Source organism: Kitasatospora sp. NPDC052896 (genome assembly GCF_044547075.1).
Taxonomy (GTDB): Bacteria; Actinomycetota; Actinomycetes; order Streptomycetales; family Streptomycetaceae; genus Kitasatospora.
This window is the reverse complement of sequence record NZ_JBITZU010000031.1, coordinates 35,842-56,030: the sequence shown is the minus strand read 5'-3', so window position 1 is coordinate 56,030 and position 20,189 is coordinate 35,842. Positions and strand designations below refer to the sequence as shown.

At 74.4% G+C, this 20,189-nt stretch carries 19 protein-coding genes; 9 read left to right on the top strand and 10 right to left on the bottom strand.

Annotated features, from left to right (window positions below):
• Window positions 1-68: 68 nt before the first annotated feature.
• Entirely contained in the window at window positions 69-827 is a 759-nt protein-coding gene (locus ACIGXM_RS33835) for a TetR/AcrR family transcriptional regulator (RefSeq protein WP_396567774.1), read from the top strand.
• 118 nt (window positions 828-945) lie between these two features.
• On the opposite strand, the gene ACIGXM_RS33830 is transcribed toward ACIGXM_RS33835, so the two are convergent.
• Window positions 946-1,806: a neprosin family prolyl endopeptidase gene (locus ACIGXM_RS33830; RefSeq protein ID WP_396567772.1), complete on the bottom strand. Its 861-nt coding sequence runs from the start codon at window positions 1,804-1,806 to the stop codon at window positions 946-948.
• Window positions 1,807-1,988: 182 nt separating this feature from the next.
• Between ACIGXM_RS33830 and ACIGXM_RS33825 the strand changes: the two genes are divergently transcribed.
• Window positions 1,989-3,362 (top strand): tetratricopeptide repeat protein, encoded by a 1,374-nt coding sequence (locus tag ACIGXM_RS33825; protein ID WP_396567770.1) that lies wholly within the window; start codon window positions 1,989-1,991, stop codon window positions 3,360-3,362.
• Window positions 3,363-3,437: 75 nt separating this feature from the next.
• A complete protein-coding gene (locus tag ACIGXM_RS33820; protein WP_396567768.1) occupies window positions 3,438-3,593 on the top strand; it encodes a DUF6131 family protein in 156 nt (51 codons plus the stop codon).
• A gap of 31 nt (window positions 3,594-3,624) precedes the next feature.
• On the opposite strand, the gene ACIGXM_RS33815 is transcribed toward ACIGXM_RS33820, so the two are convergent.
• From ACIGXM_RS33815 to ACIGXM_RS33800, 4 genes are all read right to left on the bottom strand, one after another.
• Complete coding sequence (locus ACIGXM_RS33815) at window positions 3,625-3,981, bottom strand: PRC-barrel domain-containing protein (protein ID WP_396567822.1); 357 nt, start codon at window positions 3,979-3,981, stop codon at window positions 3,625-3,627.
• An 86-nt stretch (window positions 3,982-4,067) separates the two neighbouring features.
• Window positions 4,068-5,054 carry an MASE1 domain-containing protein gene (locus ACIGXM_RS33810; protein WP_396567766.1) on the bottom strand — a complete coding sequence of 329 codons (987 nt, stop codon included), beginning with the start codon at window positions 5,052-5,054 and terminating at the stop codon, window positions 4,068-4,070.
• Window positions 5,051-5,884, bottom strand: a complete 834-nt coding sequence (locus ACIGXM_RS33805) for a PP2C family protein-serine/threonine phosphatase (RefSeq protein WP_396567764.1) — start codon at window positions 5,882-5,884, stop codon at window positions 5,051-5,053. Before ACIGXM_RS33805 ends, ACIGXM_RS33810 begins: the two co-directional genes overlap by 4 nt.
• 308 nt (window positions 5,885-6,192) lie before the next feature.
• The gene (locus ACIGXM_RS33800) at window positions 6,193-7,923 is read right to left on the bottom strand and encodes an ABC transporter ATP-binding protein (RefSeq protein ID WP_396567762.1); all 1,731 of its coding nucleotides are present in this window, start codon (window positions 7,921-7,923) and stop codon (window positions 6,193-6,195) included.
• Between the two features lie 524 nt (window positions 7,924-8,447).
• On the opposite strand from ACIGXM_RS33800, the gene ACIGXM_RS33795 reads away from it, so the two are divergent.
• The 3 genes from ACIGXM_RS33795 to ACIGXM_RS33785 all read left to right on the top strand — a co-directional run bounded on the left by ACIGXM_RS33795 (window position 8,448) and on the right by ACIGXM_RS33785 (window position 11,767).
• Window positions 8,448-9,311 carry a hypothetical protein gene (locus tag ACIGXM_RS33795; protein WP_396567760.1) on the top strand — a complete coding sequence of 288 codons (864 nt, stop codon included), beginning with the start codon at window positions 8,448-8,450 and terminating at the stop codon, window positions 9,309-9,311.
• 106 nt (window positions 9,312-9,417) lie between these two features.
• Entirely contained in the window at window positions 9,418-11,184 is a 1,767-nt protein-coding gene (locus tag ACIGXM_RS33790; protein ID WP_396567758.1) for an FUSC family protein, read from the top strand.
• Window positions 11,185-11,266: 82 nt separating this feature from the next.
• Window positions 11,267-11,767 carry a MarR family winged helix-turn-helix transcriptional regulator gene (locus ACIGXM_RS33785; RefSeq protein ID WP_396567756.1) on the top strand — a complete coding sequence of 167 codons (501 nt, stop codon included), beginning with the start codon at window positions 11,267-11,269 and terminating at the stop codon, window positions 11,765-11,767.
• 20 nt (window positions 11,768-11,787) lie between these two features.
• On the opposite strand, the gene ACIGXM_RS33780 is transcribed toward ACIGXM_RS33785, so the two are convergent.
• Window positions 11,788-12,261 (bottom strand): MarR family winged helix-turn-helix transcriptional regulator, encoded by a 474-nt coding sequence (locus ACIGXM_RS33780; protein WP_396567754.1) that lies wholly within the window; start codon window positions 12,259-12,261, stop codon window positions 11,788-11,790.
• A gap of 66 nt (window positions 12,262-12,327) precedes the next feature.
• Between ACIGXM_RS33780 and ACIGXM_RS33775 the strand changes: the two genes are divergently transcribed.
• The 3 genes from ACIGXM_RS33775 (at window position 12,328) to ACIGXM_RS33765 (ending at window position 16,068) form a co-directional block, all read left to right on the top strand.
• Entirely contained in the window at window positions 12,328-13,287 is a 960-nt protein-coding gene (locus ACIGXM_RS33775; protein ID WP_396567752.1) for an amidohydrolase family protein, read from the top strand.
• Between the two features lie 374 nt (window positions 13,288-13,661).
• Complete coding sequence (locus ACIGXM_RS33770) at window positions 13,662-15,173, top strand: FAD/NAD(P)-binding protein (RefSeq protein WP_396567750.1); 1,512 nt, start codon at window positions 13,662-13,664, stop codon at window positions 15,171-15,173.
• Window positions 15,174-15,333: 160 nt separating this feature from the next.
• Entirely contained in the window at window positions 15,334-16,068 is a 735-nt protein-coding gene (locus tag ACIGXM_RS33765; RefSeq protein WP_396567748.1) for a DUF4232 domain-containing protein, read from the top strand.
• Between the two features lie 39 nt (window positions 16,069-16,107).
• On the opposite strand, the gene ACIGXM_RS33760 is transcribed toward ACIGXM_RS33765, so the two are convergent.
• The 4 genes from ACIGXM_RS33760 to ACIGXM_RS33745 all read right to left on the bottom strand — a co-directional run bounded on the left by ACIGXM_RS33760 (window position 16,108) and on the right by ACIGXM_RS33745 (window position 20,135).
• Window positions 16,108-16,872 carry a ferritin-like domain-containing protein gene (locus tag ACIGXM_RS33760; RefSeq protein WP_396567746.1) on the bottom strand — a complete coding sequence of 255 codons (765 nt, stop codon included), beginning with the start codon at window positions 16,870-16,872 and terminating at the stop codon, window positions 16,108-16,110.
• Window positions 16,873-17,051: 179 nt separating this feature from the next.
• Entirely contained in the window at window positions 17,052-17,909 is an 858-nt protein-coding gene (locus ACIGXM_RS33755) for a carbohydrate kinase family protein (RefSeq protein WP_396567744.1), read from the bottom strand.
• Between the two features lie 62 nt (window positions 17,910-17,971).
• Window positions 17,972-18,886, bottom strand: a complete 915-nt coding sequence (locus tag ACIGXM_RS33750) for a pseudouridine-5'-phosphate glycosidase (protein ID WP_396567820.1) — start codon at window positions 18,884-18,886, stop codon at window positions 17,972-17,974.
• A 523-nt stretch (window positions 18,887-19,409) separates the two neighbouring features.
• Window positions 19,410-20,135, bottom strand: coding sequence for a DUF4118 domain-containing protein (locus ACIGXM_RS33745; protein WP_396567742.1), 726 nt, complete (start codon window positions 20,133-20,135; stop codon window positions 19,410-19,412).
• Window positions 20,136-20,189 lie beyond the last annotated feature (54 nt).

Genomic DNA, 20,189 nt, shown 5'->3' with positions numbered 1-20,189 from the left:
CGCACCCCTACCATCGCTGCACGGCCGGTCCTTCCCGGCCGTGCGGCGAGAACAGAAGGAAGAGCATCGTGGACAAGCCCCGCGACCCCGGCGGCAGCATCTGGGTGGCCCCGCCCAAGGGACGCGGGCGGGGCAGCGCCCCCACCGGCCTGAGCCGGGACCGGATCGTCCGCGCGGCGGTGGCCCTGCTCGACGCCGAGGGCGTCCAGGCGTTCTCCATGCGCAAGCTGGCGGCGGAACTCGACGTCACCGCGATGTCGGTCTACTGGTACGTCGACACCAAGGACGGGCTGCTGGAACTCGCGCTCGACGAGGTGCTCGGTGAGATGCGGGTCGAGCCGCTGGAGGACCACGGCGACTGGCGGCGGCATCTGCGCGCGCTGGCCCACGAGTACCGGCACTGTTTCCAACACCACCCGTGGGCCGCGCAGTTGGCCGCGCAGTTCCTGGCGATCGGGCCCAACTCGCTGGTCTTCTCCAGCAGCGCCATCGGTGCGGCGACCCGCAGCGGGCTCTCCGGGGACCAGCTCGCCGGGGCGCTGGCGCTGCTCTTCAACTTCGCCTACGGCTTCGCCATGTTGGAATCGCAGTGGTCGCTGCGGGTGCGGGCCTCCGGACTGGGCGAGGACGAGTTCAACCGGGTCGTCCACGGCATCGTCGAGCGGGTCGATCCCCGCTTCGTCGAGAACGAGGACCTGGTCAGGGCCAGCGTCGAGGGTGGCGTGGCCGCGGGCCGGGATCGGCAGTTCGAGGCGGCCCTGGACATCGCGATGGCCGGCATCGACGCCCTGATCGCCGCCGGGAGCGCACCGAACCGCCCGGCGTGAGCCGAACCCGCCCGCCGCGCGCGACCTGATGTCCGACCGGCCCGGACGCCCCGCGGCCGGTCCACGCGCGGACGGACCGGCGGCGGGGCGGTCCACCGAAGTCGTCGGTGGGGCAGCGTCAGCAGGGTCCGCTGCCCGGGCCGCCGAGTCGGAACGACGTCCGGGTCAGCCGGCCCGCGTCGTACAGGTTCGGGCTGGTGGCGGTGACGGTCAGGGCGGGGGTGTCGGTCGAGCCGGTCAGCCGGAAGTCGCCGATCCAGGAGGAGCCGTGCCGGGTGCCGTCCCGGCCGTCGCCCATCTGCTCGCAGGTGCTGCCGGTGGCGTGGGCCACCTCGCCGAACGCGGTGACCAGCTGGGCCCGGGTGTAGCCGCCCTGCCAGAGCGCGCCGGGGAAGTAGCCGACGGCCTGTCCGTCGTAGAAGGCCCACCAGTCGCCGGCCAGGTTCTCGATCGCGAACCCGGCCGCCGTCCCGGGCCGAACGGCCATGCCGGGCTTGACGGTGCGGGAGACCTGGACGAAGCCGCAGCCGTTGTAGCAGCTCTCGGCGCCGTTCACCCAGTGGTAGACGAACAGGTGCGGGCGGGTGTCGCCGTTGAGGCCCAGGTCGACGGTCCAGCCGATCTCCACGGTGGACTTCTGGTCGGCGGACTGCAGGGCCAGCTCCTGCAGTGAGTGCGACTCGGTGTCGCCCGGCTTGATCCGCGGCTCGGCCTGGAGCATCCGGATGCTCGCGCCGGACACGTCGGTGAGCTGCCGTCCCGAGACGTAGTCGTAGCAGGCGCCGAACCAGCAGACCGGCCCCGAACCGGCGGCGGCGGGGGCCTGGGCCGAGGGCAGCAGGTCGGGCAGCGGCGCCGGTGCGACGTGCGGGGTCGGGGTGTTGGGCGTGGCGGCCCGGGCGGCCGGGCTCGCGCAGAGCAGACCGAGGGTTGCGGTCAGCGCGGTGGCGCCGGCGAGGAGCGTGCGGGATATGCGCATGGACGGTTCCCATCCGGTGGGGGCGGCAGGAGCGGTGGCCGGTACGAGGCGATGCTGCTCGACACCGGGTTGATCCGTGACATAACTTCACTTACCTTGCGGCTTAACGTAGCTGTGCCGGATCGGGCCACGCAATACCCTGGGACGACCCCGGGAGCGGACGGCGGAGGGTGAGGAGCATCGTGGCGAAGCGGGCGAGACGACAGGAACCCGACGAGCCGGACGACGACCGTCAGGTGATCGGCCGGCGGGTGCTCCGGCTGCGCACCGAACGCGGCCTGACCCAGCGGGCGTTGGCCGAACCCGCCTACACCGCCGCCTACATCTCCACCCTGGAGGCCGGGCGGGTCCGCCCCTCCGAGACCGCGCTGCGCTACCTCGCCGACCGGCTCGGCGTCAGCTTCCAGGAGTTGACCACCGGGCAGCCCGCGCATCTGGCCACCGACCTCCGACTGCGGCTCACCGACGCCCGGCAGGCACTCTGCGCGGGCGACGGCGCCGAGGCGGCCGAGCGGTACGCGGCGCTGGCCGCCGAGGCGCACCGGCTCGGCCTGCCGGCCGAACACGCCATCGCGCTCGTGGGGTTGGGCGACTGCGCGCTGGAGACCGGTGAGTTGGACCGGGCGATCGAACACTTCCAGGCCGCCGAGGACCAGTTGGCCGACGCCCCGCTCCCGCAGCGGGTGCCCGCGCTGCGCGGCCGGGCGGTGGCCCACCTGCTCGCGGGCGAACTACGGTACTCCTGCTACCTGTTGGAGAGCACGATCGACCGGCTCAACGCCGAGGGGCTGCCGGACCCCGCCGCCCTGCTGCTGCTCTACTCGACGGTCATCGCGCCCTACATGGACATGGGCGCCCAGGCCCGGGCGGCTCGGGCGGCCGAACTGGCCCTGGCGCTCGCACCGCAGGTCGCCGACCCGGCGCTGGTCGCCCGGATGCACCGTGGCGTCGCCCGCACCCTGCTGGCCGAGGGGCGGGCGGTGGAGGCGGACGCCTCACTGGCCCGGGCCCAGGAGCTCTACCAGCAGCTCGGCATCCGCAGCGAACTCGCCCACTGCCACTGGATGCGCGGCTACCTGCGCGCCCAGGACGGTGAAGTGGCCCAGGCCGAGCGGGAGTTGCGGACCGCGCGGGAACTGCTCGCCCGTCCGCGTGCCACCCTGTACACCGCGCAGCTGGACGTCGAACTCGCCGACGTGCTGCGCCGCCGCGGCCACGGAGCCGAGGCCGAGCGGCTGCTCTCCCAGCTGCTCGGTGAGCTCACCGTCGCCCGCGGCGCGGTGCACGCGGGCGGCGCGCACCGGCTGCTCGGGCTGATCACCGAGGAGCGTGGCGACCTCGCCGGCGCCGAGCAGCACTACCGCACCGCGCTGACCCTGCTCGAACCGGCCGGCGCGGCAGGGGACCTGGCCGATCTCTGCCGTCTGCTCGGCGACCTGCTGCGCCGCACCGGCCGTACCGAGGCCGCCCTGGACGTCTACCGCACCGGCCTGGTCCACCGCGCCGCCCCCGGCCGGACCACGCTGGGCCCCGCACCGGCCGACCCGCCGCGGTGAGCGCGTCGCCCCGCGCGGTTTGGCCGCCGCGATGTCGGGCAACCGCCCGAACGGGGACCGAGACAGGAGGTCATCGTGATCATCCTTGGAGTGATCCTGCTCATCATCGGATTCGTCGCCCACTTCGCGATCCTGTGGACCATCGGGATCATCCTGGTGGCCATCGGGCTGGTCCTGTGGGTGCTGGGCGCGCTCGGCCACGCCGTGGCCGGACGGCGTCACTACTGGTAGCGAGTCGGCGGAGCGCCGACCGCACACCGGCTCAGGGGCGAGCCAGCTTGCGCTCGCCACCGGCCCCGGTCGCGTACGGGAGCCCGTAGTGTGCGAACACCGCTGGCTCCTCGTCCGCGGGCAGGATGTCGTCGGTGCCGATCGAGGGCGCCTCCTTGACCAGGCCGCGGGCGTAGCGGACCTTCAGGTAGCCCGGCCCGACCGTCGCCCCGTCGAGGGGCACGAACACCAGACGGCGCTTGTTGAGCAGTCCGATCATGACGGTGGCGAAAGCCGGTTCGTCCGTGCTGGTGTCCACGTAGATGGCCTCCAGCGATCCGATCTTTCGGTTCTCGGCGTCCACCACGTCGTGGCCGCGCCACTCCCTGATGTCCTCGACCTGGAACACCATCGCGCTCTCCTCACCTCGGATGCCCGTTCCATCGTCGCGCCACCGGGCCCGGGCGGCGCGTCGGTACGGCCGGCCGGTGGCGGTCAGCGCAGCCCGTCGTCGCCCGAGGGCGGCCAGCGGTGCTCGGTCTCGCCCGGGGCGAGTCGGGCGACCACCTGGGCCAGCCCCCGGCACGCCTCCTCGATCCGCCGGTGGGTGTTCTCCCGCTCGGCGATGACCGCGGAGAGCAGCAGCCCGGTGAGCGCCGCGGCGCCGTTCAGGGCCTGCAGGGTCACCATCACCCCGAGCAGCCCGTGGTGCGCGAACGGGCCGTTGTGATCCGTCGCCGCCACCACGGTCAGCACCGAGACCAGCAGTACGCAGGGCGCGGCTCCGAGCAGTTGGAAGCGCAGCGCGGCCCAGATGAGCAGCGGGAACACCAGGAACAGCAGCTCCAGCGCGCTGCGGCTGGTGACCAGCGTGACGGCGGCGGTGCCGCCCAGCAGGAGCGCGAGCTCGGCCCAGCGGTGGGGACCCCCGTCCCACGGCGGCCGCGCGGTGCGGAGGGCCAGCAGCAGCGGAGTGACCACCAGGACGCCCATCGCGTCGCCCGTCCACCAGGAGGACCAGGCCGCCCAGAACCCGCTCGGGGGCAGTGCGCCGTCGAGCAGCAACACGGTGTTGCCGATGGTCGAGCTGATCAGCATCCCGGTGAAGGCGCCCAGGAACACCAAGGCCGCGCCGTCCCGCAGCCGGTCCAGCCGGACCCGGAAGTCCACCCGGCGCAGCAGCAGGTAGGCGCCGACCGGCGCGAGGGTGTTCCCCACCACGATGCCCCAGGAGGCGGGATTGAACGGGTTGATGGTGAGGATCACCGCCAGCGCGCCGAGCGCGATCCCCGGCCAGACCCGCAGACCGAGGAAGAGCAGCGAGGCCAGGGCGATTCCGGTGGGTGGCCAGAGCGGGGTGACCACCGCGGCGCCGATGGTCACTCGCTCCAGCAGGCCGAGCCGCCCGGACACGAAGTAGCAGGCGGCGACGGCGAGGTTCACCAGCACCGCCACGGCGACCCGCGGGACGCCACGGATCATCCGGCATCGCCGCCCGGGGCGTCGTGGCAGAGCACCAGCACGGCCGCGTCGTCGGTGTGGCCGGTGAGGTCGGCCACCTTGATCACCTCGGCGGCCAGCTCCGCGGGGCCGGCCCCCATCCCGGCCCGGACCACCCGCTCGACCTCTTCCAGGCCCGCCTCGATCGGGAACGACGGACCTTCCACCACACCGTCGGTGACCAGCACGTACGCGCTCGCGGCCGGCAGTCGGCGGCGGGCCGTGGGGTAGGTCTCGCCGGGGAGGATGCCGAGCGGCGGACCGCTCTCGTCCTGGGTGACCCCGCTGCGGCCGTCGGCGGTGGCCCAGATCGCCGGCACGTGGCCGGCGCTCGCCTTCACCAGCTCCCGGGTCGAGGGGTCGAAGCGGAGGAAGCTGCAGGTCGCGAAGAGCGTGCAGTCCATCGAGATCAGCAGTTCGTTGGCGCGGCTCAGCACCTCGCCCGGGTCGGCGGCGGTCGCGGCCACCGCGCGCAGACCGATCCGGATCTGACCCATGAACGCGGCCGCCTCGACGTCGTGGCCCTGGACGTCGCCGACCGAGAAGCCGAGTGCCCCGTCGGGAAGCCGGAACCCGTCGTACCAGTCACCGCCGATCGCCAGCCCGTGCCGGGCGGGCGCGTAGCGGGCCGCGGTCCGCAGGCCCGGGAGTTCGGGCAGCGCGCCGGGGAGCAGCTCGCGTTGGAGCGCCTCGGCCAGTTCCACCCGGGCCCGTTGCAGCTCCGCCCGCTCCAGGGCCTGGGCGGTCAGCCGCCCGAGTTCGGTGAGCAGGTCGTCGGCGCTCGCGGGCCGGGCGGGACGGCGTCGGGTCATCGACCCTCCGAAGGGCGTCGGGTCATGGCTGCGGCGGGTGCGGCGCGCACCGCAGCCTGCGCCTCAGGTTAACCCGCTGTTGCCCGCGCGGCAGCCGGGCCCGGACGGGGGCCGGACGAGCCGTGGTCCGACCGGAGCGATCAGCTCCAGCTGCCGCGCGGCGACTCCTCGGGGCCGCCCGCCACGGGGCGCGCAGCTGGTCCGCGAGGTCGGCGGGGACGCCCGGACCGGGGTGCCGGCGCCGCTGGCTGCCCAGGTCGAGCGGCTCTCCCCGGGCAGGTGGGGGAGCGTGGCGGCGGGTGCGTCCGTCAGGAGCCCGCCGGGGGGCCGGGCAGCGTGAGGACGAAGTCGGCCGAGCGGGCGAAGGCCTGGTCGTGCGTGATCAGCACGGTGGCGCGGCCGGCCATCAGGTTCCGTAGCGGGGCGATCACCCGCTGGGCGGACTCGTCGTCCAGTCCCGCGGTGGGCTCGTCCAGCACCAGGACCGGGGTGCCGCGCAGGAACGCCCGGGCGATCGCGATCCGCTGCCGCTGGCCGCCGGAGAGCTGGAAGCCGTCCAGCCCGAGCTCGCTCTGGTAGCCGCGCGGGAGTTCCGTCACGAAGTCGTGGGCGTCGGCGTCCTTCGCCGCCCGCTCGATCTCGTCCCACGAGGCGTCCGGCCGGCCGTAGGCGATGTTGTCGAGGATCGTGCCGCGCAAGAGCGGCGCCTGCTGCGGGAGCAGGGTCACCGCCTGGCGCAGCGAGACCAGCGTGAGGTCCCGGATGTCCTCGCCGTCGAGGCGGACCGCGCCGGCCTCCGGGTCGAGGAAACGGACCAGCAGCTTCGCCAGCGTCGACTTGCCCGAGCCGCTCGGCCCCAGCACGGCCAGCACCTGGCCGGGCCCGATGGCGAAGCTGACGTGCTCCAGCACCGGGCGGCCGGCCCGGTCCGGGTAGCCGGCCCGGACGTCCTCGCAGCACAGCCGGCCCTTGACCGCCCGGGCCCGGTGGGCGGTGGGGCGTTCGCGCACCGGCGTCTCGGTGTCCAGCAGTTCCAGTACCCGCTCGGCCGCCGCACCGCCCGCACCGACCACCGCGGCCAGGCCGGCCAGCTGCTGGGCCGGTTCGAAGAGCTGGGCCGTGAAGGCGGCGAAGGCGAGCAGGCCGCCCAGGCTCAGCACGCCGCGGTCCAGCTCGAACGCGCCGACGCCGACCACGATCAGACCGCCGACCACCTCCAGGACGTTGAGCAGCGGCGGATAGAGGTCGGCCAGCCGCGCGGTGGCGAGTTCGGCGCGCAGCAGCGCCTCGCCCTCCCGTCGCACCCGCGCGACGTCACGCTCCTCCGCGGTGCAGGTCCGGGTGACCACCGAGTTGCGCAGGCTCTCCTCCAGCGCGGCCGTCACGGTGCCGGTGCGTCGCTGGGCCTCCCGCTCGCGGTCCAGGATGCGTCCGCCGAAGAACCGCGCGCTGCCCCAGAACAGCGGTGCCACCGCGAGTGCCGCGAGTGCGAGCGGCCAGCTCAGGTAGACCGCCGCCGAGGCGAAGAGCAGGAGTCCGAGCAGCGCCGAGCCGCCCTCGACCAGGCCGGAGGCGACCATCTGCTCGATCGCGGAGATGTCCGAGGTGAGCCGGGACACCACGTCGCCGTGCCGGCGGCGCTCCAGCGTGTCGGGCGGCAGGGTGTGCAGGTGGCGGACGACGGAGGTGCGCAGCCGCAGCACGTACCGCTCGGCGACCCGGGTGGCGGTGTAGCTGCCGCCGAACACCAGCAACGCGGCGAGCGCGGCGGCGCCGGCCATGGCCAGGGCGAGCGGCCAGAAGTCCGCGAAACGGCGGGGCAGCAGCACCTCGTCGATCAGGTCCTTGAACAGCCAGACCGACACCACCTCGCCGAAGGTGCCGGCGACCAGCAGGACGGCGCCGGCCAGCAGCCAGGGCGCGTCGGGGCGCACCCAGGGCCAGAAGCGCCGGAAGGCCTCGCGGACCGGGACGACCGGCGCCGGAGCCACCACCTGCGGAGTGCTCGGCCCGTCCGCTCCGCTCGGCACGGGATCCACGACGGTCGTCTCCTCCCCGGAGTGCTTCCGGAGTGCTTCCCGCGGGCAGGAAGTGGGGCCGACGGCATGCCGTCGGCCCCCGTGGGCAGGGAGATTCCCCCTTGCCTTCCCCTTCGCGATTACCAGCGGTGGTGACGACGGTGGTGGCGACGGCAGTTGCGCCGCGTACGGCCGCCGAAGGAGCGGAAGACGCTCATCATGGCTCCCTTCTCCGCATCGGTCGGGCGGTGGGAACGCCCGACGGATTCGTTGGCCGCGGATCCCCGCGGTCGACGCACGGGAGTCGAACCTTTCCCGTGCCCTTTAACCCATACGGATCAGTCACCCGCAGGGATTGCCGAGCGGGTCACGAAATCTGACGGCGGCCGACTTCCCGCGCGGCGCGGCGTTCGGTGCTCCGCCGCGGCAATCCTTCCGAACGGGTGGTTCGTAATAGAGGTACGCAACGGAACGGACCGGACCGGCCCTTCGCTGAAGCGGCCATGGGGATGGTTCAAGCACCCTGGCACCGGACGGTGGCGGCCATGACCGAAACCGACAGCCCCGCCTGTCAGCAACTCCACGAGATCGGCGCGGAACTCGCGCTCGGCATACTGCTGGCGCGCGAACGGGCCGGCGCGATGGTCCACCTGCAGCGCTGCGGTGCCTGCCGCGAGTACGTCCGCCGGCTGGCGTTCGCCTGTGACGGGCTGCTCGACCTGATCCCGGGCCGCGAGCCGCCGGTCGGATTCGAGTCCCGGGTGCTCCAGCGGGTCGGGCTGCGCCTGGAACAGCCCGCGCCGTCCGTGCCGTCCGCGGAGCGTGCGCGGTTCGGGTGGCTCAGGCGGTCGCCCCGGTCGCCCCGGTCGCCCCGGTCGGCGCGACGGGAGCAGGCGGGCCGGCGGTGGTCGGCCCGGCGCCCCGGGGCGCGGCTGCGGCTGGCCGTCCCGGCGGCCGCCGCCGCGGCGGCCCTCGCGGCCGGTGCGGTCGGCTGGGCGATCGGCAACTCCACCAGCGGGCCGGCTCCCGTCCCGGCGGCCTCCGCGCCCGCCTCCGCGGACGGGCACGGGATGTTCACGGCCCAGTTCAGGATGGCCGGGCACATGGTGGGCCAGGTCTTCGTCTTCGCCTCGCACTCGCCGTGGATGTACCTGTCGATGCACACCGGCGGACCACTGGGCCACGCGGTCAAGTGCCGGCTCCAGCGCGCCGACGGGTCGACCGTCACGGTCGGCACCTTCGACCTGTCCAGCGGCGACGGCCACTGGAGCGTCGCCTACCCGGCCGGCGCCGCCCCGGTGACCGGGGTCCTGCTGGTCGGGGACGACGGCTCCGTGCTGGCGAGCGCCCCCCTCACGGCCGCCCGCCCGTCGAGCACCTCCTCGTCCCTGCCGGCGTCCTACGCCTGAGCGGCCCTCCGTCCGGGCGGGCCCAGGGCCGGGCGTCCCGCGGCCGAGCGACCCGGCCCGGAGCGGGCATATATTTCACGAGTAAATTAGTTGCTAAGCTTTTCGCATGGCCGCACCGTCAGATCCCGCCCCGACCGACCCCCGCCTCCGCCGGTTCCCGTTGCCGCCGCTGAGGCACACGCTGCGGCTGGGGGCGCCGGCGGACATCTGGCACAAGCCCGCCGTCAGCGCGGTCGTCGCCCTCGCCGCGCTCGACTTCACCCTGTTCGGGCTCGGCCGGCTCGACCTCGCCCTCTACACCTCGTCCGGCGCCCTCTGCGCGCTCTACGGCCACGGGCTCCCGTACCCGGCGCGGGCCCGCACGCTCGGGTGGGTCACCCTCGGCGCCGTCCTCAGTACGGCGATCGCGCTCACCGCGGCCTCGCTCACCCACTCCGCCGCCGGGCTGGTCGCGGTGGCCGCCGCCCTGGCCGCGCTGCACAGGACGGCCTGCGACGCGGCCCGGATCGGCCCGCCCGGCAACATCATCGTGACCTTCACCACCGCCAGCTGCGCCTTCGTGCCGCAGCACCTCGGTCAGGTGCCCGGCCACGTCGCGCTCGCCGCCCTCGGTGCGGCGGTCGCCTGGCTGGTCTGCATGGCTCCGGTGCTGGTCCGCCCGCTCGGTCCGGAACGGATCGTGACGGCCCGCGCGCTGTGCGCGGCCGCTCGGCTGCTGCGGGGCGAACCCGCCCGGCGGCCGGCGACCCGGACGGCGCTGGCCGCCGCCGTCAACGCGGCTCGGCACACCCTGGCGCTCTCCTCCGGCCGCGCCGGTGCGCGCCGCCGGGAGCTGGCTGGTCTGGAGCGGCTGCTGGTCCGCTGCGAGTCCGCGCTGGGCGCGGCGGACGCCGTCGCGTGCCCGTCGTCCTCGCCCGCCGTGCTCTCGACGGCGTCCGCCGAAACCGCCGCGCGCTACGACGACTGGGCCCGCGAGCTGCGGCGGAACGGTCCGCTGCCGGCCGTCCCCCTCACCCCCGCGGAGGACGCCGAACTGCGTGGAACGGCGGCCGCCGACGCGTCGGCGGCCGCCCGGGGACAGGGACGCGGCCACGGTCACGGCCCGCGGTTCCGGGACGCGCTGCGTCCGGGCTCACCGCTGCTCCCGATCGCCCTGCGGGTGGCGGTCGGCTGTGCCGCCGCCGGGTGGGTGTCGCTGGCACTGGGCGTCGGACGCCCGGCCTGGGCGGTGGTCACCGCGGCCTCGGTCTTCCAGGCCAGCGCCGGGATGTCCTGGTCGCGCGCGCTCCAGCGGGTGCTGGGCAACCTGCTCGGCCTGGTCCTCTTCACCGCGCTGCTGCCGGTCTCCCGCTCGGGCGAGCCGGCGCTGATCCTGCTCGGCCTGGCCTGCCAGTTCTGCGCGGAGGCGACGATCGCCCGCAGTTACTGGCTGGCGAGCACCTTCGTGACCCCGATGGCGCTGCTGATGACGGAGTTCGTCGGCTACCAGCCGGCCAGGACGCTGGTGGCCGATCGCTGGCTGGACACCTGCGTCGGTGCCGTGCTCGGCCTCGCCGCGTGCTTCCTGGTCACCAACCGTCGTACCGCCGGCCGCCTGGACGTCGCCCTGGTCGCGCTCGTCGCGGCCACCGACGCGGCCCGGTCGGCCGTGTCCTCGGGCGCGGTGGCGGGCGGGTCCGTCCCGGTGGCCCGGGAAGGGCTCTCGCGCGCGCTGGTGGAGCTGCGCGCGGCGGCCGAGGTCGCCTCCGGTGAGTGGTGGCAGCGAGCGCTGCCGCAGACCCGGATCGCCGCGGCCGAACGGGACGGTCACCTGGCACTCGCGGCCCTGCTCGACCACTGTGCCGCCCACCACCTCGCTCCCGCCTGCCCCTAGGATCAGGTGTCCGGCCGGCCGTGCTCACCCGGCGGTGCGGCCGACCGTCGAACGCCCGGGGTGGCAGAGGGGAGCAGCGCACGTGGAGGACGCCGTCGCGGACGTGCTGCGGCAGTGGCAGCGGGCGTTCCCGGGTCTGGACACCGAGCCGGTCGCGGTCATCGGCCGGATCAACCGCTGTGCCTCGCTGCTGCAGCAGGGCGGCGGCGGCCCGCTCACCCGGGAGGGACTCGCCCGCCCCGAGTTCGACATCCTGGGCGCGCTGCGCCGGATCGGCCACGAGTTGACGCCCACCCAGCTGGCCCGCGAGACCTTCGCCTCCGGCGCGGCCGTCACCAAGCGACTCCGGCTGCTGGAGGAGCGCGGCCTGGTCGCCCGCCGCGCCGACGCCCGTGACCGCAGGGTCTCGCACCTGTCGCTCACCGAGGGCGGCAGCGCCCTGGTCGACCGGATCTATCCCGAGCTGCTCGCCTACGACCGTGCGCTGCTCGCCGGCCTGACCCCCGAGGAGCGCGAGGACCTCGCCCGCGCGCTCAGCCGGCTGCTGCTCGTCCTGGAAGGCAGCAGCGGCAGCCTGGCCTGAGCCACCCGCAACGCCTCGGATCAGGCGAGGTCGTCGATGATGTCGGCCAGCCGGCGCAGCTGCCGGGCGAGTTGCAGCCGTTCCTCCGGGCTGAAGGTGGCGTAGCCGAGCGCCTGGCGTTCGCGCCGGTGGCTGCGGATGCGCGCGAGCCGGTCGGCGCCGTCGTCGGTGAGGGCGATCAGCACTCGGCGTTCGTCCTCGGGGGAGCGGCGGCGGGTGACGATGCCCTTGGTCTCCAGCTGCTGGAGCATCCGGGTGGCCGTCGGGACGCTGACCCCCGCGTCGGCGGCCAGCCGTCCGACCGGCAGCCCCGCCTCCAGCGCGAGCGGTTCGAGCATGGACTGCTGCGCCAACGACAGCTCGCCGGCCTGGTCCGCCCCGGCCGAGCGGGCCCGCCGCATGGCGAGGAAGAGGGTGTCGGCGGCGCGCGCCAGTTCCTCCACCCCGGTCCCGTGGTCGGTGTCGTCCGGTCTGTGCTTGTCGGCGTTGCGCATGAGTGCTAGCTTACTGAACAAATAACTAGCAAGCTAAACAATAGGTGGCTAAGAGAGGTTTCGATCATGGTCTCTCCCGCTCGCGTCGACGTCCACGAGCACGTGGTCCCGCCCGCCTACCGCAAGCTGCTGGCCGACCGGGGACTGGACTCCGGTGGCTGGTCCATCCCGGCCTGGAGCAGGGGCGACGCCATCGCGATGATGGACGCCCAGGGCATCGCCACCGGCCTCCTCTCGGTCAGCACCCCCGGCGTCCACCTCGGCGACGACGCCGAGGCCCGCACCTTGGCCCGTCAGGTCAACGAGTACGTCGCCGAGTTGGCCAAGGACCGCCCCGACCGCTTCGGCCAGTTCGCCAGCATCCCGCTGCCGGACGTGGACGGCGCAGTGGCCGAGGTCGCCCACGCCCTGGACGAGCTGCACGCGGACGGCGTCGTGCTGCTGGCCAGCCCGGGCGGCCGCTACCTCGGGGATCCGGCCTTCGAGCCGCTCTGGGCCGAGCTCGACGCCCGCGCCGCCGTGGTCTTCGTCCACCCGACGGAACTGGCGATGCCGATGCTCCCCGGCATCCCGGCCCCGGTCGTCGACTACACCTTCGACACCACCCGCACCGCGGTCCAGCTGGTCCTGAACGGGGTGATGTCCCGCCACACCCGGGTGAAGGTGATCCTCTCCCACGCCGGCGGTTCCCTGCCCTACGTCGCCCACCGGGTGGCGGTCGCGGCGAACCTGCTGGACCCGGTGAAGCACACCGTCGACGGCGTCCTCGCCGACCTGAAGCGCTTCTACTTCGACACCGCGCTCTCCGGCAGTCCCACCGCGCTCCCCTCCCTGCTCGCCTTCGCCGAGCCGGGCCACGTCCTGTACGGCAGCGACTGGCCGTACGCCCCCATCGACGCGGGCGCCTACTTCAACCGCCACCTCGACACCTACGGGAACTGGGAGCCCGGCCAGCTCCACGCCGTCAACCGCGGCAGTGCCGAAGCGCTCTTCCCCCGCCTCGCGCCCGCCGCCGACCCGGTCTGACGGTTCCTCCGTCCACCGCCCACGCGTCGAAGTCCCCGCTCGTACGGTGGCCGGGTGACACCGGACCAGGCCGGGTTGACGCCCCTGGTCGCCGGTTGCCGCGAGCTGGCCCTGGATTCGCTGCCGGCCGTTGCCCGCGGCTTCCGCTCCGGGATGCGAGCGGAGGAGCGCGAGGCCGTGAACGAGCGCCGGGAGAGTGACGTGGCCGCCCGCATGTGCGCCGTGCGGGGGCGGGGCCCGAGGCCGGGATTGACGAGGCGTCAGCCATGACTGGCCTGGCGGCGTGTCACGCGCATGATGGGTGGGCGTCCACCGACCGAACGGGAGGCCGGGGTGGCGCGTCCGACGGATGAGCCTGATCTGAAGGGGCCCGGATGAACGTCACCACACCCACCAGCACGCCCACGACACCCACCCGGCCCGCATCCGCACCCCGGCCCGGTACGGGACCCGACGTGCCGCGGCGGGTCGCCGTGGTGGGCGCGGGCGCGGCGGGAACGCTGACCGCCGTGCAGCTGCTCCACCGCGCCGCCCGTCGGCGGGTGCCGCTCGAGGTGTACCTGGTGGACCCGGCCGACGCCGGGCCGGGGGTCGCCTACGGCACGGGCGACGTGCGGCACCTGCTGAACGTGCCGGCCGACGGGATGAGCGCGTTCCCCGATGATCCGGGGCACTTCCTGCGCTGGCTGGCGGCCTGGGAGCGCTGTCCGGCCGCACCCGGGGATTTCGTGCCCCGGCGCACCTACGGCCGCTACCTCACGCACGTCCTCGAACGGGCGGTCGAGGGCAGCGCGGTCTGGGGCCGGCTGCACCACGTGCGCCGGCGGGTGGTGGACGTGGTGGACGCCGGGTGCGGCGCGGAGGGCGTCGTGCTGGTGCTGGCGGACGGGGAACGGCTGGCCGTCGAGGCGGCCGTCCTGGCGCTGGGGCTGCGTCCGCCGGGGTGCGCCTGGGCGCCGCCGGTGCTGCGCGGCCACGCCGCTTTCGTCGCCGACCCGTGGGCGCCGGGGGCGCTGGAGGCGGTGCCGGCCACCGGCGAGGTGCTGTTGGTGGGCACGGGGCTGACGATGGCGGACGTCGCGCTCAGCCTGGCCGGCCCGGACCGGGTGATGCACGCCGTCTCCCGGCACGGCCTGGCCCCGTACGGTCACCGCTCCGGCTCGCGGGTCGCCGTGCCACTGCCCCCGGCGCTGGAAGGCCTGGTCGACTCGGAGGGGTTGGCGGGGCTACGGCGTGCGGTGCTGCGGCACCTGGCCCGCACCCGGCGCACGGTGGGGGACTGGCGTCCGGGCGTCGACAGCCTGCGGCCGTGCACCGTGGCCCTGTGGCAGCGGTTGTCCGACGCCGACCGGGTCCGCTTCCTGCGCGAGGACCTGCGGTGCTGGGAGGTCCACCGCCACCGGCTGGCCCCCGCCACCGCCGCCACCGTGCAACAGCTGCGGGACCAGGGGCGGCTGACCGTCGCCGCCGCGGAGGTGACCGACGCACGGGAGGCCGGGCCGTCGGTCGAGGTCCGGCTCAGCGACGGCCGGGTGCTCACCGTCGCCGCGGTCGTCAACTGCACCGGTGCTCCCGCCGAGCTGACCGGCAGCACCGACCCGCTGCACCGCGCCCTGCTCCGCCGCGGCCTGGCCACCGTGGGCCCGGCCGGTCTGGGCCTGGCCACCGCCACCGACGGACGCCTGCGCCCGACCGCGGACCGGGCCGTCGCCCCGCTGTGGACGCTGGGCCTGCTGCGTCGCGGCGAGCTGCTGGAGACCACCGCGATGCCGGAGATCCGTGAGCAGGCCGCCGGGCTGGCCGAGGCCGTGCTGGACGTCCTGGCCACCGCCGGGCCGGACGTCGCCGGCCACCGGAGCGGTCGGGTGGGCCGCCGCGAGGGGTGACGGGTCGTCGGCGGGTGGGGCGGCGGCACCGCGGGCGTCCCAGCGCTGTCCCTCCCGCGCCACGGGCGGGTAACAGCGTGCGCTGTCGGGCGCGGGAGTGGGCAAACTCGGAGTGACCGGGGTCGCCGGCCCGGGGCCGGCCGTCGCAAGGAGCAGAGCCATGCCAGCCATGCCAGTCGAAACCGCCCACCGTCGTCGGGCGCTCGCCCGCCGGGCCCTGTTGCCGGGCGTGGTCGCGGCCGTCGCCCTGACGGCGACGGCCTGCTCGTCGTCCTCGCCCACCCCCGCCGGCGCGCCGTCCGCCGCCGCGCCGGCCGGCACGACCCCGGCCGCGTCGCCGCTCGCCCCGGGTACGGCCGCGCCGAGCGCGCCCGTACCGGGTACCGGGCCGGCGGCGCCGGCCATTCCCGCCCCGACGGCGCCCGCCACCGCGCCCGGTGCCCCGGCATCGTCCGCGGCGGCGGTGGGCGGCTCGACGCGGGCCTGCACCAGCTCCCAGCTCTCGGCCGTCCTGGCCAACCCGGGCGTCGGCGCGGGTCAGTACTACGCGACCCTGGTCTTCACCAACACCTCCGCCGCCAACTGCACCCTGACCGGCTACCCGGGCGTTTCCTACGTCGCGACGAACGGCGTCCAGTCCGGCAACGCCGCGGTGCGCGACACCGGAACGGTGGCCACCGTCACCCTCAGGCCCGGCGGCCGGGCGAGCGCGGTCCTGCACGACAGCAACGGCGTCGGCGGCTACGACCCCACCCAGTGCCAACTCGCCCCCGCCCAGGGCCTGCGGATCTACCCGCCGAACGAGACCGCCGCACTCTTCGTGCCGTGGCAGACCCAGCACTGCGCCGGCCCGACCATCCACGCCCTGAGCATCGGCCCCGTCCAGCAGGACTGACCGTTCCCCCGGCTCCCGCGGTCCCTCCGACTCCCACCGCTACGACCGGGTGCCGCCGAGGGCGTTGCGGTGCCGTGGCATCCGGAGAGTGGTCATGCGTCGCCAGCCACCGGTCCGCTCGTAGGCGTAGCGGGCCTGGATGGCGGCGTCGAGGGTGGCCCGTCTGGTGCGCGGCCAGCGGAGGATGTCGCCCATCTGGGCCATGACGGCGAGGCTGACGTCGCGGTAGGTGCGGATCTCGGCGCGCGCGGTCCGCCGCAGCGTGGTGTGGATGAGCTGGCGGTGGCCGACGGCGGCCAGCCGTAGGAGTTCTTCGTGGCAGTAGGAGAGGTGGTTGTCCTCGTCGTGGGCGATCATGGTGATGGCTCGGCCGAGGTCGGGATGGTCGCCGAAGACGCCGTGTAGCAGCCGCATCTGTTCTGCGGCACGTTGCTCGGTGACGCGGCTGTGCGCGAGGTAGGTGATGACGTCGTGGTCGTCGAGGGGTTCGTTGCGGCGCAGGCGGGTGTGCGCGAGGCCGATGCCCTGCCGTTCGAGCAGCATCGTGTAGTCGGTCTCCGGCGGCACCTCGGTGGGGGTGAGGCCGCGACGGTGCAGGAGGGCGGCGAAGATCCGGCCGTGCTTGTCCTCGTCCGCGCCGTGCCGTGCGATCTTGGGCGCGAGGTGCGGGTCCGCCACCAGGTGCGCGATGCGGCCGTTCTCCCAGCCGCCCTGGTCCTCGCCCTTGGCGGCGATCGAACAGAACAGGCGGAACGCCTCGTCGTGGGCGTGGATCTCGTGGAACAGACTGCGTGCTGAGAGCATCTGGGCCATCCTTCGCCCGACCTGGTGGACGCGGGCCCCAGGTCGGAGTCGAACGTCGGAGCCGATCGTCGAGCTGAACGTGGCATCGAACTGCTCCAGTGAACGGGAGGCTCCGAGGGGCGGCAACAGCTCGTGCCCCGCCGCTGCGCCGTCCGGGCGACGCGAGCGCCCCGGGGCGGTCAGCGGGTCGCGGGACGTCCGCCGACGAGGGTGGTGGCGAGGGCCGCGGTGTGGCAGGCGGTCCTCAGGGCCTGGGTGAGCCGGGTGCCGGCGAGGCGGGCGGCGAGGAAGGTGCCGGTGAAGGCGTCGCCGGCGCCCGTGGTGTCGATGGCGGTGGTGGGTGGGGCGGGGGAGTGGGCCTGGAGCGTGCCGGCACGGGCGGCGAGCGCGCCGTCGGGTCCGAGGGTGAGCACGGCTTCGCCCCAGCGGGCGCTGAGGCGTTCGGCGGCGGCCACGGGGTCGTCGGTGCCGGACAGCAACACGGCCTCGGCGAGGTTGGGCAGCAGGAGGCTGGTGCCCTCGATCGCGGCTTCGAACGCGGCGGTCCCCAGGCGTCGGAGGAAGCCGGTGGAGGCGGGGTCGCAGCTGACCGGTACCGAGCGCGCCGTCGCGTCCGCGATCGCCCGGGCGGCCAGGGCGCGTCCCGGTGCGGTGAAGCACAGGTAGCCGGACAGGTGCAGGTGGGCCACGCCCGTCAGGAGGGCCGGGTCCCAGTCGGCGGGGCCCAGGTGGGCCGCGGCGCCGCTGTCGGTGGCCAGGGTGCGTTCGGCGGTGGCGTCCACCAGACAGATCACCACCGCGGTCGGGTGGTCCGGATCGACGGTGAGTACCGGGTCGACCCCGGTGGCTTCGAGCGCCCGGTGGTGCCAGGTGGCGCTGTCGGAACCGACCCTGGCGAGAAGCCGGGTGCGGGCGCCGCCGTGCGCGGCCCAGGCGGCGGTGTTGGCTCCGGAGCCGCCGGGGCGTACCGCGATCCTGGCGGCGGTGTCGGTGCCTGGGGCCAGCGCGTGCTGGTGCCGGGCGACGATGTCGGTCACCACGTCTCCCAGGACCAGCAGCGTTCCCGGAGCCGTCGTGTCGGGATGTTCCGTCGACCGGGTCACGGTGTCGTTCGCGTCTCGTGCGCCCAGGTGGTGGCGATCTCGGCGGCCAGGCGTACGTTGCCGCGTACGGCCGCGAGGTTGGCCTCGAGGGACGCGCCGGCGGTGTGTTCGATCAGGTAGGCGAGGAGGAAGGGGGTGATGGCCTGTCCGGTGACCCGGGCGCGCTCGGCGGCTTCCAGGGCCTGGGCGAGGACCCGGTCGTGCAGTGCCGGGTCGAGTTGGTCCGTGCCGGGTACCGGATTGGCGATCAGCAGGGCCGATTCCAGGCCGCCCAAGGTGTCCTGGGCCCGCATGACCGCGACGACCTCCTCGGCGTCCTGGACGGTCCAGTCCACCGGTTGGTTCGAGGAGGTCAGGTAGAAACCGGGGAACCGGGCGGTGTTGAAGCCGAGGACGGCGACCCCCAGTGTTTCGAGGCGTTCCAGGGTCGCGGGTACGTCCAGGATCGATTTGACCCCCGCGCACACGACGGTGATCCGGGTGCGCGAGAGGAGGGTGAGATCGGCGGACTCGTCCTGGGTGAGGGTGAAACCGCGGTGGACCCCGCCCAGGCCGCCGGTCGCGAAGACGCGCAATCCGGCCCGGGCGGCCAGGAACGCGGTGCCGGCCACCGTGGTCGCCCCGCTCGCCCCGGTGGCCAGGGCCGGTGCCAGGTCGCGGAAGCCCAGCTTGCGCAGGTTGTCCTGGTGCGCGATCCGTTCCAGGCCGTGCTCATCCAGGCCGACGCGCGCGACGCCGTCCAGTACGGCGATCGTCGCGGGCACCACGCCCCGGTCCCGTAGCAGGCCCTCCAACTCGCGTGCCACGGCGAGGTTGCGCGGCCGGGGCAGGCCGTGCGCGATGATCGTCGATTCCAGGGCGACCACCGGCGCGCCGCGCTCCAGGGCTTCGCGCACCTCTTCGGACAGCAGTACCGGGGGGCCACCGGCCGGCCGGGTGGGGGCGGGCTCGGGGGTGGAGGTGGGATCAGTCACCTTTCCATACCTGGCGCGCTTCCCTCCCACGCAAACCCTCCGGATGGCACGTGCCGCCGGTGGCGTGCCGCCGGTGGTTCACCGGTGGGACCACGGGTGCGGGTGGTGCCGGTGGTAGCCCTGTGGCGCCCGTCGCGATCCACCCGATCTCCCCTGCCGGGGAGGTGAGTTGGGGCGCGGGGCGGCAGCGGCGTGCTGTCCGGGTCCGTGGCGGAGGTGCCGTGCCGGGGGCGTGCTGGCATGTCCGTGGCGGGAAAAATGCCTGGTCACAGGCCTGGTGGAGCCATCCGCACGGCGGCTAGCATTCCCGGCACAGCGGTCCCCACCCCCCCAGGGGCCGCCACGGTCGGCAGCCCGTGCGCTGCCCCGGGCGCCGCTGCGGCCGGATCCGCCCCCCTCGTGTCCGGCCGCAGTGCTGCGCCACGCGACAGCTCCCGTGCGGACCGGGCGGGCTGACGGGTCAACCGGCCTCCGTCGCCCGCTGCAACGAGTCCAACGCGGTACCGGCCTGGTCGGCCAGGGTCACCGCGACCAGCCGTGCCTGTCGGGAGGGCACGGCCCCGGGGGTGGGTTCGAGCATGAACCGGCCGAGGTACCGGTCGTTGCCCACCAGCCGCAGCTCCACCTCCTCGGACGGCAGCCCGAGCCGGTCCGCGTCCCACTGCCGGCGCCCCAGCACGACGGAACCGTCGTGCTCCAGACGCGGCGGATGCCCCAGGAGGGATCCGTACTCGAAGCGACAGCCGCGCAGCTGGAGCAGGTCGATCAACTGTGCTCGCACGTGGTCGACCGTGGTGAGCGGTGAACTCGCCGACCGGGCGAGCACGGCCGTGTCGTGGATCCGCGTCATGTAGTCGGCGTCCGTGATGGCGATCACCCGGAAGCGACGGGCGCGAGCGGCCAGCTGGGAGACCGCCAGTCCGACGAGCAGCAGGAGGACGGCCGTCGTCAGGTCGGACGACTTGTTGATCGCGAACCGTTCGTACGGACGTGTGAAGAAGAAGTCGAACCACAGGGCGGCGGTCACCGCGGCGACCGCTCCGGCGACGCGGTGTCCCAGCGCGGCCACCGCGACCACCACGACGACCAGGAGCAGCGCCACGTTGGTGTTGGCCAGCTGGCTCCGGAACGGCAGCAGTACCGCGCTGAGCGCCAGCGGAGCCACCACGGCGGCGAGAAGCGACATCGGACCTCTCGAAAGGTACCGAGACATGATGCACCTCCTGCGTACCGGTGTAGC